12 protein-coding genes and 1 other annotated feature are annotated in these 14,168 nt (G+C 37.5%); of the genes, 10 read left to right on the top strand and 2 right to left on the bottom strand.

All coding sequences use genetic code 11. The annotated features are described in order from the left end of the window. Positions 1–31: 31 nt before the first annotated feature. A complete protein-coding gene (locus tag DN410_RS22560; RefSeq protein WP_000359781.1) occupies positions 32–448 on the bottom strand; it encodes an organic hydroperoxide resistance protein in 417 nt (138 codons plus the stop codon). 2 nt (positions 449–450) lie between these two features. After that, positions 451–903 (bottom strand): MarR family winged helix-turn-helix transcriptional regulator, encoded by a 453-nt coding sequence (locus DN410_RS22565; RefSeq protein WP_097951060.1) that lies wholly within the window; start codon positions 901–903, stop codon positions 451–453. 408 nt (positions 904–1,311) lie between these two features. On the opposite strand from DN410_RS22565, the gene hemA reads away from it, so the two are divergent. The 10 genes from hemA (at position 1,312) to DN410_RS22615 (ending at position 14,110) form a co-directional block, all read left to right on the top strand. Continuing rightward, complete coding sequence (hemA, locus tag DN410_RS22570) at positions 1,312–2,646, top strand: glutamyl-tRNA reductase (RefSeq protein WP_149178120.1); 1,335 nt, start codon at positions 1,312–1,314, stop codon at positions 2,644–2,646. A gap of 17 nt (positions 2,647–2,663) precedes the next feature. Next, complete coding sequence (locus DN410_RS22575; protein ID WP_149178121.1) at positions 2,664–3,497, top strand: cytochrome c biogenesis protein; 834 nt, start codon at positions 2,664–2,666, stop codon at positions 3,495–3,497. Positions 3,498–3,512: 15 nt separating this feature from the next. Next, entirely contained in the window at positions 3,513–4,442 is a 930-nt protein-coding gene (gene hemC, locus DN410_RS22580) for a hydroxymethylbilane synthase (protein WP_149178122.1), read from the top strand. A gap of 2 nt (positions 4,443–4,444) precedes the next feature. After that, on the top strand, positions 4,445–5,197 hold the full coding sequence (gene hemD / locus DN410_RS22585) for a uroporphyrinogen-III synthase (RefSeq protein ID WP_149178123.1): 753 nt from the start codon (positions 4,445–4,447) through the stop codon (positions 5,195–5,197). A gap of 20 nt (positions 5,198–5,217) precedes the next feature. Next, positions 5,218–6,207, top strand: coding sequence for a porphobilinogen synthase (gene hemB, locus DN410_RS22590; RefSeq protein ID WP_149178124.1), 990 nt, complete (start codon positions 5,218–5,220; stop codon positions 6,205–6,207). Further along, complete coding sequence (hemL, locus tag DN410_RS22595) at positions 6,207–7,496, top strand: glutamate-1-semialdehyde 2,1-aminomutase (protein ID WP_071713325.1); 1,290 nt, start codon at positions 6,207–6,209, stop codon at positions 7,494–7,496. Before hemB ends, hemL begins: the two co-directional genes overlap by 1 nt. Positions 7,497–7,574: 78 nt before the next feature. Then, positions 7,575–8,588, top strand: coding sequence for a stage VI sporulation protein D (gene spoVID / locus DN410_RS22600; RefSeq protein ID WP_149178125.1), 1,014 nt, complete (start codon positions 7,575–7,577; stop codon positions 8,586–8,588). Positions 8,589–8,649: 61 nt separating this feature from the next. Next, positions 8,650–9,675 (top strand): spore coat protein YsxE, encoded by a 1,026-nt coding sequence (ysxE, locus tag DN410_RS22605; RefSeq protein WP_149178126.1) that lies wholly within the window; start codon positions 8,650–8,652, stop codon positions 9,673–9,675. Between the two features lie 123 nt (positions 9,676–9,798). Then, positions 9,799–10,030: a binding site (T-box leader), on the top strand. 38 nt (positions 10,031–10,068) lie between these two features. Beyond that, positions 10,069–12,714 carry a valine--tRNA ligase gene (locus DN410_RS22610; protein ID WP_149178127.1) on the top strand — a complete coding sequence of 882 codons (2,646 nt, stop codon included), beginning with the start codon at positions 10,069–10,071 and terminating at the stop codon, positions 12,712–12,714. A 91-nt stretch (positions 12,715–12,805) separates the two neighbouring features. Further along, positions 12,806–14,110, top strand: coding sequence for a bifunctional folylpolyglutamate synthase/dihydrofolate synthase (locus DN410_RS22615; RefSeq protein ID WP_149178128.1), 1,305 nt, complete (start codon positions 12,806–12,808; stop codon positions 14,108–14,110). Positions 14,111–14,168 lie beyond the last annotated feature (58 nt).

A 14,168-nucleotide genomic window follows, 5' to 3' on the forward strand; every position in this document is an offset into this window, starting at 1 on the left:
CGAATGTCGCGCGTTTTTTTCTTTATATATACTAGCGTACGTTTAATGTAACTTCAATATTTCCTCTCGTTGCTTTAGAGTAAGGACATACACCATGAGCAGCTTCTACAAGTTCTTGTGCTTCGCTATGTGAAACGCCAGCGACATGTACATCAAGTACAGCGGATAGTCCGAAACCACCATCTGTATCCTTTCCAATTGAAACATGAGCAGTTACTTCTGTACTTTCTACTTTCACACGTTTTGTACGAATGACAAGTTGTAATGCACTATCAAAACAAGCTGCATAGCCAGCGGCAAATAGTTGTTCTGGGTTTGTTGCCTCTCCGCCTGCACCACCTAGTGCTTTCGGCATTTTTACATCAAGATTTAATATGCCATCATCTGAGACTACTTTTCCGTTTCTTCCACCTGTAGCAGTTACTGAAGCAGTATATAATTTATCCATGTTTATTCCCCTTTTCTATCATTAATTGTTTTCATTGTTTCAATTAGTTTATTTAATTGAATTAATAAAGAACGATATTCTTGTTCTGTAATTCCTAAATTTGTTGCCATCGTTGTTGGCAATGAACAAGCCTTTTCTTTTAAATCTTTACCTTGTTCTGTTAATTCAATACAAACTTTTCGCTCGTCTTCTTTGGAACGAACGCGTTTGACAAGTTGTAATGATTCCATTCGTTTTAACATAGGCGTTAACGTACCGGAATCTAAAAATAAACGTTCTCCAATTTCTTTTACTGTGAGTCCGTCTTGTTCCCATAGTACGAGTAAAGTAATGTACTGGGGATACGTAATGCCCATTTCTTCTAAATACGGTCGGTAAAAGCGGGTAACTTCTCTAGAACAGGCATAAATAGAAAAACAAAGTTGGTTATCTAGATGCAAAGAATCTTCTGTCATGAATGACTCCCCCCTTATTAAGTTGTGCACAATTTAATTTTGTAAAATCAATATACCGAAAAAGAAATACAATGTCAAATACATTGTATTGAGAAACTACATTTTGGAACAATCATACATATTTTCCTTCATGATGAAAGAAGATAGGAAAGATGATGTTATAATTTATATGGAATAGTTTCCATCACTTGATTATGAGGACTTTTTTTGGTAACGTACAAATAGAGTTATTAATTTATAATCATTATAAATTAGGGAATTTTTATTAGTTTTACTGAATCTCCTTCATTACATACGGAGAATAAATAAAAAATAATCGGTTGTTCACACGATTGTCAGATTCATAAGAGGAAAGTTGTATTATGATAGTAGATAAAGTGATAAAACGGGTGAAGGGGGACATGCTGCGTGCATATTCTTGTTGTTAGTGTAAATTATCGAACAGCCCCTGTAGAATTTCGTGAGAAACTCACATTTCAGGCAGCAGAGCTAGAGCAAGCAATGACTACATTACAAAATCAAAAGAGCGTGTTAGAGAATGTCATTGTATCAACTTGTAATCGCACTGAGATTTATGCTGTTGTCGATCAATTACACACGGGACGGTATTATATTAAGAAGTTTTTAGCTGATTGGTTTCAGCTTGAAATAGAAGAGGTTGCACCATATTTAACGATTTTTGAACAAGATGGTGCAGTAGATCATTTATTCCGCGTAACGTGCGGCTTAGATTCTATGGTAGTTGGAGAAACGCAGATTTTAGGGCAAATAAAAGATAGCTTTTTAGAAGCACAGCAAGTGAAAGCAACAGGCACAATTTTTAATGAATTGTTTAAGCAAGTCATTACATTGGCAAAACGTGCTCATTCAGAAACGACAATTGGTGAAAGTGCGATGTCTGTTAGTTATGCTGCTGTTGAGCTCGGAAAGAAAATATTTGGTGAGTTAACAGATTGTCATGTGCTTATTCTTGGTGCGGGTAAAATGGGTGAACTGGCATTGCAAAACTTATACGGAAGTGGTGCTCGTAAAGTAACGGTCATGAACAGAACGCTATCGAAAGCAGAAGTAATGGCTGAGAAGTATATGGGACATGCAAAATCTTTAAGTGAATTGCAATGTGCATTATTAGAAGCGGATATTTTAATTAGTTCAACTGGTGCATCGGAGTATGTCATTACGAAAGAGATGATGACGAAAGTAGAGAAAATGCGCTCTGGTCGTCCTTTATTTATGGTGGATATTGCAGTACCACGTGATATTGATCCTGCAATCGATGAGCTAGAAGGTTCTTTCTTATATGATATCGATGATTTGCAAGGAGTAGTGGAAGCAAACCGTGTTGAGCGTTTGAAAGAAGCAGAGAAAATTCAATTTATGATTGAAGAGGAAATGGTTCTATTTAAAACGTGGTTAAGTACACTTGGTGTTGTCCCGTTAATATCGGCTCTTCGTGATAAAGCGTTAGCGATTCAAAGTGATACGATGGAAAGTCTTGAGCGAAAAATACCAAATCTTAGTGATCGTGAGAAAAAAGTAATTAGTAAACATACGAAAAGTATAATTAATCAATTATTAAAAGACCCAATTCTAGTAGCAAAAGAAATAGCTGCTGAGGATGGAGCGACAGAAAAACTCGCTTTATTTGCGAAGATTTTTGATTTAGAAATGGAAGAAGTAGAGAGAAATGCGGAAGAAGTAAAACATAAAAGAGCGTGGACACCATCCGTTCCATCTTTATAATTTGGAAGGATGATCGGATGAGCTTTTTAAATAACAGTATTATTTATCATATTGCAATTGTTTTATATGCTTGTAGCATTAGTTTATATTTTATAGATTATTTCCAAAGTAACCGAAAGGCGAACCGATTTGCTTTTTGGTTACTTTCGATTGTATGGATTCTGCAGTCTATTTTTATGCTACTTCGGGCTACAGATTCGGAAACAAATCCTATCTTAACTTTATTATCAGGGATTTATTTTTATGTATGGTTATTGATTACGATGTCGTTAGTCATTAACCGATTTATGCGCGTGGATTTTTTAGTCTTTTTTACAAATGTTGTAGCATTTGGCGTAAGCGCTTTTTCTATTTTTACACCGCTCGGAAAGATGTCGCCAGTACTTGCAGAGCAATTAGTTTCAGAACTTGTATACGTGCATGTCGGTATGGCGATTATTTCTTATGCAACGTTTACTGTATCGTTTATTTTTTCTATTATGTATTTATTGCAGTATCGCCTATTAAAAAAGAAAAAATGGAATGCGAGATTAAGAAGGTTAGGGAATTTACCGAAGCTCGAATCTACGTCTTACGGATTAAATTTATTTTCTGTTCCGTTTTTCTTATTAGCGATTTTATTAGGATGCATATGGGGATATACAAAATTGGACAATTTCCATTGGTATGATACGAAAGTAATCGGATCTTTCGTTGTTTTATTTGTATATTGCACAGGTTTATATTTACGAGCGGCAGATGTGTTGCAAGGGAAAAAAATTGTACTGTGGAATATCGGGGCATTTCTCGTAATGCTAGTTAACATTTTTCTATTAAGTAGTTTATCTAATTTCCACTTTTGGTATTTATAATGAGGAGAGAGAATTATGCGCAAAATTATTGTAGGTTCACGAAAGAGTAAACTAGCATTAACACAAACAAATTGGTTTATCGATCAGTTAAAAGCGTTAGGCTTACCGTATGAATTTGAAGTGAAGGAAATCGTCACAAAAGGTGATGTTATTTTAGATGTTACTCTTTCAAAAGTAGGCGGAAAAGGTTTATTTGTAAAGGAAATTGAACACGCGTTACTTACGAAAGAAATCGATATGGCTGTACATAGTATGAAAGATATGCCAGCTGTACTTCCAGAAGGATTAACGATTGGCTGTACACCAAAGCGCGTTGACCCTCGTGATGCTTTTATTTCTAAAAACGGAGAATCATTTAAAGACTTAGCAGAAGGCGCGATTTTAGGAACGAGTAGTTTGAGACGTAGTGCACAACTACTAGCTACGAGACCTGATTTACAAGTGAAGTGGATTCGAGGGAATATCGATACACGTTTACGTAAGTTAAAAGATGAAGATTATGATGCAATTATTTTAGCGACAGCGGGATTACAGAGAATGGGCTGGGACGGGGAAGTTATTACAGAACATTTAGATGAAACGCTATGTGTACCAGCTGTAGGACAAGGGGCATTAGCGATTGAATGTCGTGAGGACGATAAGGATTTACTACAGTTGTTAGCGCATATGAATGATGCCGTAACAGAAAAAACAGTGGCAGCAGAACGCGTATTTCTTCATAAACTTGAAGGTGGATGCCAAGTTCCGATCGCTGGATATGCAACTCTTACAGAAAACGATGCAATCGAATTGACAGCTCTTGTCGGTTCTATGGACGGTTCTGTTTTATTGAAAGAGACAGTAGCAGGCGCTGATCCTGAGGCAGTAGGATTAGAGGCAGCGGACCGTTTAATTAAACAAGGTGCAAAAGAACTTATTCTTGCTGCAAATAAGGGGCAACAATAAATATGAACGCTCTCGCTGGCAAAACGGTATTGATTACACGTGCCCAGCATCAAGCGAAACAAATGAGTGTGGCGGTAAAAGAAAAGAGCGGAATTCCATTGGAAATTCCGCTTTTGCGTATGGAAGGTATGTCTTCTAGGCAAATTCAACATATAGCAGAACAGCTGCATTCGTATGACTGGGTTATTTTTACGAGTAAAAATGGTGTAGCTTTTTTTCTAGATAGTTTGAAAAAGAAGCTTCCAGCAACAATTAAAATTGCTGCTGTCGGTGTGAAAACAAAGTTAGAGTTAGAAAAGCGGGGCTATCAAGTAGCCTTTGTTCCAACTTCATTTGTGGCAGAGGTATTTGCAGAAGAATTTATAAAAAAACTAAGTGGAAACGAGCGTATTCTATTTCCGAAAGGGAATTTAGCAAGAGATGTAATTCCAGTTGCACTTCGAGGACTTGGTGTTTCTCTAGATGAATTAATCGTATATGGTACGAAAGAAAATGTAGAGAAAAGGCAGGAGCTTATAGCATCGTTAGAAGTAGAGAAAATAGATATTATTACATTTACGAGCCCTTCAACTGTTACTAGTTTTGTTCATTTACTTGAGGGCACAAACTGGAGAGAATGGACAAAAAAATGTACAATTGCTTGTATAGGGCCTATTACGGAAAAAGAGGCGATCCTTTATTTTCCGCATGTTATTGTGCCGAAAGAGTACACTGTAGAAGCATTACTACAATGCATTTGTGAATCTATAAAATAAAAGAATGGGGATAGAAATCTATGAACTCTTTACAATTTAATCGTCATCGTCGCTTAAGACAAAGCGGTAATATGCGTGCGCTTGTGCGTGAAACGTTTTTACATACGGAAGATTTTATTTACCCTATTTTTGTATTAGAAGGTGAAAATGTTCGTAACGAAGTTCCTTCTATGCCAGGCGTATATCAAATGTCTTTAGATTTATTGCAAGCTGAAATGCAAGAAGTTGTTGATTTGGGTATTCGCTCTGTTATTGTATTTGGTTTACCTGCTGAAAAGGATGAAGTTGGATCATCAGCATATTGTGATCATGGAATTGTACAGCGTGCAATTAAGCAAATTAAAGATGAGTTCCCTGAGTTAGTAGTAGTTGCGGATACATGTTTATGTCAATTCACAAGTCACGGTCATTGCGGTGTAATTGAAGATGGTATTATTTTAAATGATGAGTCTCTTGCGGTTCTTGCGAAAACAGCTGTAAGCCAAGCGAAAGCAGGAGCAGACATTATTGCGCCATCAAACATGATGGACGGATTCGTAACAGCAATTCGTCATGCGTTAGATGAAAATGGTTTTGGACATGTACCAGTTATGTCGTACGCTGTGAAATATTCATCAGCATTTTACGGACCATTCCGTGATGCTGCGCACGGTGCACCGCAATTTGGTGACCGTAAAACATATCAAATGGACCCAGCGAACCGCATGGAAGCATTCCGTGAAGCTGAATCAGATGTAATGGAAGGGGCAGATTTCTTAATTGTAAAGCCAGCTCTTTCTTACTTAGATATCGTTCGTGATGTGAAAAATAACTTTAACTTACCAGTTGTTGCTTATAATGTGAGTGGTGAATATTCGATGATCAAAGCGGCAGCGCAAAATGGTTGGATTAACGAAAAAGAAGTTGTACTTGAAAAGTTAATTAGCATGAAACGTGCAGGAGCAGATTTAATTATTACGTATCATGCAAAAGATGCAGCAAGATGGTTACAAGAAGGAGGCGCTAAATAATGAAAAAGTTTGATAAGTCGATTGCGGCGTTTGAAGAGGCTCAAGACTTAATGCCGGGCGGCGTAAACAGCCCTGTTCGTGCTTTTAAATCTGTTGGTATGAATCCGTTATTTATGGAGCGCGGAAAAGGCTCTAAAGTATATGATATCGATGGAAATGAGTACATTGATTACGTATTATCATGGGGGCCTTTAATTCATGGTCATGCAAATGATCAAGTTGTTGAAGCGTTAAAATCTGTTGCTGAAAGAGGTACAAGCTTCGGTGCACCAACAGAAATTGAAAATAAATTAGCGAAACTTGTTATTGAGCGCGTACCATCAATTGAGATTGTACGTATGGTTAACTCTGGAACAGAGGCGACAATGAGTGCGCTACGTTTAGCTCGTGGTTATACAGGTCGTAATAAGATTTTGAAATTCATCGGTTGTTACCACGGTCATGGTGATTCGTTATTAATTAAAGCGGGTTCTGGTGTGGCGACACTAGGTTTACCAGATAGCCCTGGTGTACCAGAAGGTGTAGCGAAAAATACGATTACAGTAGCGTACAACGATTTGGAAAGTGTAAAATATGCTTTCGAACAATTCGGTGATGACATTGCTTGTGTAATTGTAGAACCAGTAGCAGGAAATATGGGGGTTGTTCCCCCGCAGCCTGGATTTTTAGAAGGTCTTCGTGAAGTAACAGAGCAAAACGGTTCATTACTTATTTTTGATGAAGTAATGACAGGATTCCGAGTTGCTTACAATTGTGGACAAGGTTACTACGGTGTAACACCTGATTTAACTTGTTTAGGTAAAGTAATCGGTGGTGGCTTACCAGTAGGAGCATACGGTGGTAAAGCAGAAATTATGCGCCAAGTTGCGCCAAGCGGACCAATTTACCAAGCTGGTACTTTATCAGGGAATCCACTTGCAATGGCAGCAGGTTATGAAACGTTAGTACAGTTAACGCCAGAATCGTATGTAGAATTTGAGCGTAAAGCTGAAATGTTAGAAGCTGGATTACGTAAAGCAGCGGAAAAACATGGAATTCCTCATCATATTAATCGTGCAGGTTCTATGATTGGTATTTTCTTTACAGATGAGCCAGTTATTAATTATGAGGCAGCAAAATCTTCAAACTTACAATTCTTTGCGGCTTACTATCGTGAAATGGTAGAACAAGGTGTATTCTTACCGCCATCTCAATTCGAAGGATTATTCTTATCGACAGCGCATAGTGATGCTGATATTGAAGCGACGATTGAAGCGGCTGAAATTGCAATGTCAAAATTAAAAGCATAATGCATGAAAGAAAATCGCTCTCCATAAGGGGAGCGATTTTTTTATTCATAAAGTAGGCTTTCGAAACATAAATCTGTAATGACATATAGTTTGGGAGGGGGAAAAGAAGTGACAACAGATCATTCATTACGATTCTCATTAAAAGAATCTGTTTGGTTCCAAAAAGGACAGGAAGTCGAAGAACTTTTGTCAATTTCGTTAGATCCAGACGTTGAAATAGAAGAGCTTGATCATGAAGTTATCGTGAGAGGGCAATTAGATTTAACGGGAGAGTATGTCGCACGGCAAGATGATTCAGCTTATTCATTAAGAGAACTATCGCCAGCAAAATCAATTGATTATGTAGAAACAAGGGAAGATGGGGTTAATGAACTTGTTCATTCCTTCCCGCTTGAAATATCAATACCAAGAAACCGGGTGAAAGTAATTGAAGAACTATATGTATCAATCGAGGAATTTGATTATGAATTAAAGGAAAATGGTTGCTTACAATTACTAGCGGATATATCTATTACAGGTTTATGTGATGAGGAAAGGATCGAGGATGAAGAAGAAGAAGAAGAAACGGTGTATGAGGAGTTAGAAGAAGATGATGCAGCACAAGAGGATGAAAATAGGCCTACACCGCATGTAGAAGAACCAGCTTATAAGGAATCGGATGAGTGGGAAGATTATGCATTTGAACCGTTCCAACTAGAAGAAAGAAAAGAGCAAGAAGTAGAGGAAGAGGAAATAGAAGAACATGAATTTGTAGGGCGTGAAGAGGAGAAAGAAATCACGCCGCAATTTGAATTGTTCGGACGAAAAGATTTCAAGAAAGAAAAAGCGAAAAAGCAGGAAGAACAAGAAGAAGTGTACTCACAGAGAGATGAAAATGCGCTTTATTTAACGAAATTATTTACGAAAGAACCGGAAGAGGAATTTACAAAGTTAAGAATGTATTTTGTGCAAGAAGGAGATACGATCGAATCTGTTGCAGAACGTTATGAAACGTCAGTACAGAACTTGTACCGTGTCAATCAAACAGAAGATATCTATTTAACTGAAGGACAAATAATTTATATTCCCGTTTCAAGAGCGAAGGCAAAATAAGGGGGAAGAGTTTCCCCTTATTTTCTTAGAGGTTATGCTTTGAATAGAAAGGGTCATTCGTATGGATATTGAATTACGAAATCGTTATGAACCCATTGTAAGGCAGTATCGATTGGATACGCAGCACATGGAAGAGCACGGAAGTGTAACGAAAATTTACACAAATCAAGGTCCATATGCATTGAAAAAAATAGAAGATAGAAAATTAGCGCGAAATAATTTTCTACATCATATTCAATATTTGAAAGAGAAAGGTTTTTCAAATTATGTACCTATATATCATGCGACGGATGGAAATTATATTTTAAGTGACGGGACGTATAATTATTATTTAATGCCTTGGTTAGAGCGTGCGGAAGGAAACGGCGAGGATAATGATCAATACCATAAAATGTTTCAGACACTTGGAACGTTGCATCAAAAAACGGTAAAAGAAGAAACGTATACAGAAGAGGATTTAGAAAAGCATTATACGAATATATCCGATCGTTGGGAAAATGATGGTGAGATGTTAGAAGAGTTTCTTGTAGAGTCTGAAGCGAAGTGGTATATGTCTCCGTTTGAATTACAATATTGTACGTACTATCATCATGTAATGAGGGCGCGGGAATTTGCAACGAAGCAATTAAATGAGTGGAACGATGCGATGAAAGAAAAAGAAAAAACACGCATTACGTTTGTACATGGTAACGTGTCACTGAATCATTTTTTATTTGACTATGAGCGGAATGGCTATTTTATTAGTTTAGAAAAATCAAAGTTTGCCACGCCTGTGCAAGATATTGTAGGCTTTTATTCTCGGTCTTTAAACACATATCCAATTGCGCGAAGTGATCGTTTTGAATGGTATCAAGTGTACCAAAAAAATTTCCCGTTTACGAAAGAAGAGCAACTTCTTATGTTTGCTTATATGACGTATCCATCGCAATTTATTCGGCAAATCCAGTCTTATAAGAAAAGAAGAGAGAATCGCAATGAGGAAAATGAAATTCGCGGAGTAAAGAGTTTGCAACAATCGCATTGGCTCGTTAGTAACATAGAATATTTCCTGTCACAATTACAAGCTGCCCAGCAAGGGAACGGATAAGAAGATAAGTAGAGGATGCTACTTATCTTTTTTTGTATTCGCCCAGAAAGATGTAGTATTAAATTTATCTTGACGAATAAGGTTTCGTTTTTTACACTATTGTATATAATAATTAACAATCATATAAATGCCTTGAAGGGGAAGAGTATAACATGAAACGTCTTCAGAGAGGAGAATCATTAGCTGGGAGATTCTCTAGATAGTTATGTTAGAAGGTAGCCCTGGAGCATCTTTTCTGAACGGAATAGTTCTCATTAGGAAAAGACGGATTTGTCCGTTATCAAATTAAGAGTATAAGCAAATTCTGAATTTGTTTGTAAATAAAGGTGGTACCGCGATGTCCCTCGTCCTTTTTTGGATGAGGGGCGTTTTTTATTTTAAGGAGGGAAAATAATGTCAAACACGGAAAAGAATTTACCAACTAAATATGATCATATGTCCGTTGAAGAAGGCCTGTACCAATGGTGGCTAGAAGGCAAATATTTTGAAGCAACAGGAGATGAGAAGAAACAACCATACACAATTGTAATTCCACCTCCGAACGTAACTGGTAAGTTACACTTAGGTCATGCTTGGGATACGACTCTTCAAGATATTTTAACTCGTACGAAGCGTATGCAAGGTTACGATGTATTATGGCTTCCAGGAATGGACCATGCGGGTATCGCAACACAAGCGAAAGTAGAAGGGAAACTTCGTGAAGAAGGTATTTCACGTTACGATCTTGGCCGTGAGAAATTCCTTGAAAAAGCTTGGGAATGGAAAGAAGAATACGCTTCTCACATTCGTCAACAATGGGGAAAAGTTGGTTTAGGACTAGACTATTCTCGTGAACGTTTCACATTAGACGAAGGTTTATCTGATGCGGTTAATAAAGTATTCGTTCAATTATACGAAAAAGGCTTAATTTACCGTGGTGAATATATTATCAACTGGGATCCAGCAACACGTACAGCTCTTTCTGATATTGAAGTAATTCATAAAGAAGTTCAAGGTGCATTCTACCATATGAACTATCCGTTAACAGATGGTTCTGGTCACATTCGTCTTGCAACTACTCGTCCAGAAACGATGCTTGGTGATACAGCAGTAGCAGTTCATCCAGAAGATGATCGTTACAAACACTTAATCGGAAAAACAGTTACACTTCCAATCGTAGGCCGTGAGATTCCGATTATCGCTGATGAGTACGTAGAAAAAGACTTCGGAACAGGTGTTGTAAAAATTACACCAGCTCATGATCCGAATGACTTTGAAGTAGGTAACCGTCATGACTTACCACGCATCTTAGTAATGAACGAAGATGGAACGATGAATGAAAAAGCTGGTAAGTATAACGGTATGGATCGTTTCGAATGTCGTAAAGAATTAGTGAAAGACTTACAAGAGGCTGGCGTATTAGTAGAAATCGAGCCTCATATGCATTCAGTAGGTCATAGTGAGCGTAGCGGTGCAGTTGTTGAGCCTTACTTATCAACACAATGGTTCGTAAAAATGGCTCCACTTGCTGAAAAGGCAGTAGAGTTACAACAAAAAGAAGAAGAAAAAGTAACGTTCGTACCAGAGCGTTTTGAAAACACATACTTACGCTGGATGGAAAACATTCATGACTGGTGTATTTCTCGTCAGTTATGGTGGGGACACCGTATTCCAGCTTGGTATCATAAAGAAACTGGTGAAGTATACGTAGGTACAGAAGCGCCAGCAGATATTGAAAACTGGAATCAAGATAATGATGTACTTGATACATGGTTCAGCTCAGCGCTATGGCCGTTCTCAACACTTGGTTGGCCAAATGAAGATGCAGCAGACTTTAAACGTTACTATTCAACAGATGCATTAGTAACTGGTTATGACATCATCTTCTTCTGGGTATCTCGTATGATTTTCCAAGGTTTAGAGTTTACAGGCGAGCGTCCATTTAAAGATGTATTAATTCACGGTTTAGTTCGTGATGAGCAAGGGCGTAAAATGAGTAAATCTCTTGGTAACGGTATCGACCCGATGGATGTTATCGAGAAGTACGGTGCAGATGCAATGCGTTACTTCTTATCAACAGGAAGTGCACCAGGACAAGATTTACGTTTCAGCATGGAAAAAGTAGAATCCACTTGGAACTTCATTAATAAAATTTGGAACGCATCACGTTTCGTATTAATGAACATGGATGATATGAAGTATGAAGAAATCGATTTAACTGGTGAAAAATCAGTTGCAGATAAGTGGATTTTAACTCGCTTAAACGAAACAATCGAAAGTGTAACACGTAACATGGATAAATATGAGTTCGGTGAAGCTGGTCGTTCACTATACAACTTCATTTGGGATGATTTCTGTGACTGGTACATTGAAATGGCGAAACTTCCATTATACGGTGAAGATGAAGCGGCTAAGAAAACAACTCGTTCTATTTTAGCTTACGTATTAGACCAAACAATGCGTCTATTACACCCATTCATGCCATTCGTAACAGAGAAGATTTGGCAACATTTACCGCACGAAGGCGAATCTATTACAGTAGCAGCGTGGCCAACAGTTCGCGAAGATTTACAAGATACAGAAGCGGCAGCAGAAATGCACCTTCTAGTTGATATTATTCGCTCTGTTCGTAATATCCGTGCAGAAGTAAATACGCCAATGAGCAAAAAAGTTCAAATGCAAATTAAAGCAAAAGATGAGGCTGTACTTGCTCAACTTACGAAAAACAGCTCTTACATTGAGCGTTTCTGTAACCCAAGTGAATTAACAATTCAAACGGATTTACAAGCACCAGAAAAAGCAATGACTGCAATCGTATCAGGTGCGGAGTTATTCTTACCGTTAGCTGACCTTATCAATCTTGATGAAGAGAGAGCTCGTCTTGAGAAAGAACTTGAGAAGTTTGATAAAGAAGTAGAACGTGTACAGAAGAAACTTTCAAATCAAGGTTTCGTAGCGAAAGCTCCTGCAGCAGTTATTGAAGGAGAGCGTGCGAAAGAGCAAGATTACCTAGAAAAACGCGAAGCAGTTCGCCAACGTCTAGCAGATCTTGAGAAATAAAAATGTTTTTTAGAGACTCACTATATTGGTGAGTCTCTTTTCTTTGCGTATAATAGAATGATGAAGGTTTTTTGAAAGGGGAAAAGTATACGTGATACATACATACGAAGAAGCGATAGGATGGATTCATAGTCGATTGAAGTTTGGAATTAAACCAGGATTAGAAAGAATGAGGTGGATGCTAGAAGAACTCGGAAATCCAGAGCGTCACATAAAATGTGTTCATCTTGCTGGTACAAATGGAAAAGGTTCAACTTTAACATATATGCGCTACATGCTAGAAGGCGCGAAATATAAGGTGGGGACGTTCACTTCTCCTTATATCGAAACATTTAATGAACGTATTAGTGTGAACGGAACAGCAATTGCAGATGAAGAGATTACTGAACTTGTAAAGATGGTAAAACCAGTCGTTGAAAAACTAGATGAGACGGATTTAGGAGAAGCGACTGAGTTTGAGATTATTACTGTTATGGCAATTTGTTATTTTGGTAAAGTCAATTTCTGTGATGTTGTTTTATTTGAAACGGGGCTTGGAGGACGTTTTGACTCCACTAATGTCATTCACCCTGTTCTAACAATTATTACGAATATCGGCCACGATCACATGCATATTTTAGGGAATACACTAGGAGAAATTGCATATGAAAAGGCAGGAATTATTAAGTCAGGTGTTCCGGTAATTACAGGTGTGCAAAATGAGGAAGCATTGCAAGTCATTCGAAAAGTTGCGACGGAAAATCATGCAAACTTATATGAGATTGGCAAGCATTTTACAGCGTTACATAAACAGTCTAGTGAAGATGGAGAAAAGTTTGATTTTACTTGTCCTTTCGCAACATTTGATGATGTGCAAATTTCAATGAAAGGTATTCACCAAGTAGGAAATGCAGCACTAGCACTTATGGCAGTAATGTATGTAAAAACATATGTATCGTTTTTAATTGAGGAAGAAGAAATAAGAACTGGATTACAGGAAGCGTATTGGGTTGGGCGCTTTGAAAAACTGCAAAGTAATCCAGATGTTATTATAGATGGTGCTCATAACCCAGAAGGTATTGAAAGTCTTGTGAAAACAGTAGAAGCACATTATAAAGATAAAAACGTAATCGTTTTATTTACAGCTCTTGGGGATAAACAATTGCATAACATGGTAGGTCAATTAGAAACTATTTCTGATGAAATTATTTTTACAACATTCGCCTTTGATCGTGCTATTTCTGCTGATAAGCTTGCATCATATTCGCAAAAAGAGTCAAAATTAGTTTTCGAGAATTGGAAAGAGGCAATTGATACGAAGCTTGAAATGATGGGAGGAAATGATGTTTTCATCATAACAGGTTCTCTTTACTTCATTTCTGAAGTTCGAAAGTATATCGGCGAAAAAACTAGATAGTATTTACTATCTAGTTTTTTTGTTCTACAAATGAAGTCAAATGCATACATATAAGATA

It is taken from the genome of Bacillus sp. SH5-2 (genome assembly GCF_008368905.1).
Classification (GTDB): Bacteria; Bacillota; Bacilli; order Bacillales; family Bacillaceae_G; genus Bacillus_A; species Bacillus_A luti.

Bases quoted from the DNA above. Each gene is read 5' to 3' on its own strand.
- hemC (WP_149178122.1), top strand. From the start codon at position 3,513: ATGCGCAAAATTATTGTAGGTTCACGAAAGAGTAAACTAGCATTAACA.
- hemD (WP_149178123.1), top strand. From the start codon at position 4,445: ATGAACGCTCTCGCTGGCAAAACGGTATTGATTACACGTGCCCAGCAT.
- spoVID (WP_149178125.1), top strand. From the start codon at position 7,575: ATGACATATAGTTTGGGAGGGGGAAAAGAAGTGACAACAGATCATTCA.
- hemL (WP_071713325.1), top strand. From the start codon at position 6,207: ATGAAAAAGTTTGATAAGTCGATTGCGGCGTTTGAAGAGGCTCAAGAC.
- DN410_RS22575 (WP_149178121.1), top strand. From the start codon at position 2,664: ATGAGCTTTTTAAATAACAGTATTATTTATCATATTGCAATTGTTTTA.
- hemB (WP_149178124.1), top strand. From the start codon at position 5,218: ATGAACTCTTTACAATTTAATCGTCATCGTCGCTTAAGACAAAGCGGT.
- DN410_RS22610 (WP_149178127.1), top strand. From the start codon at position 10,069: ATGTCAAACACGGAAAAGAATTTACCAACTAAATATGATCATATGTCC.
- DN410_RS22565 (WP_097951060.1), bottom strand. From the start codon at position 903: ATGACAGAAGATTCTTTGCATCTAGATAACCAACTTTGTTTTTCTATT.
- ysxE (WP_149178126.1), top strand. From the start codon at position 8,650: ATGGATATTGAATTACGAAATCGTTATGAACCCATTGTAAGGCAGTAT.
- DN410_RS22560 (WP_000359781.1), bottom strand. From the start codon at position 448: ATGGATAAATTATATACTGCTTCAGTAACTGCTACAGGTGGAAGAAAC.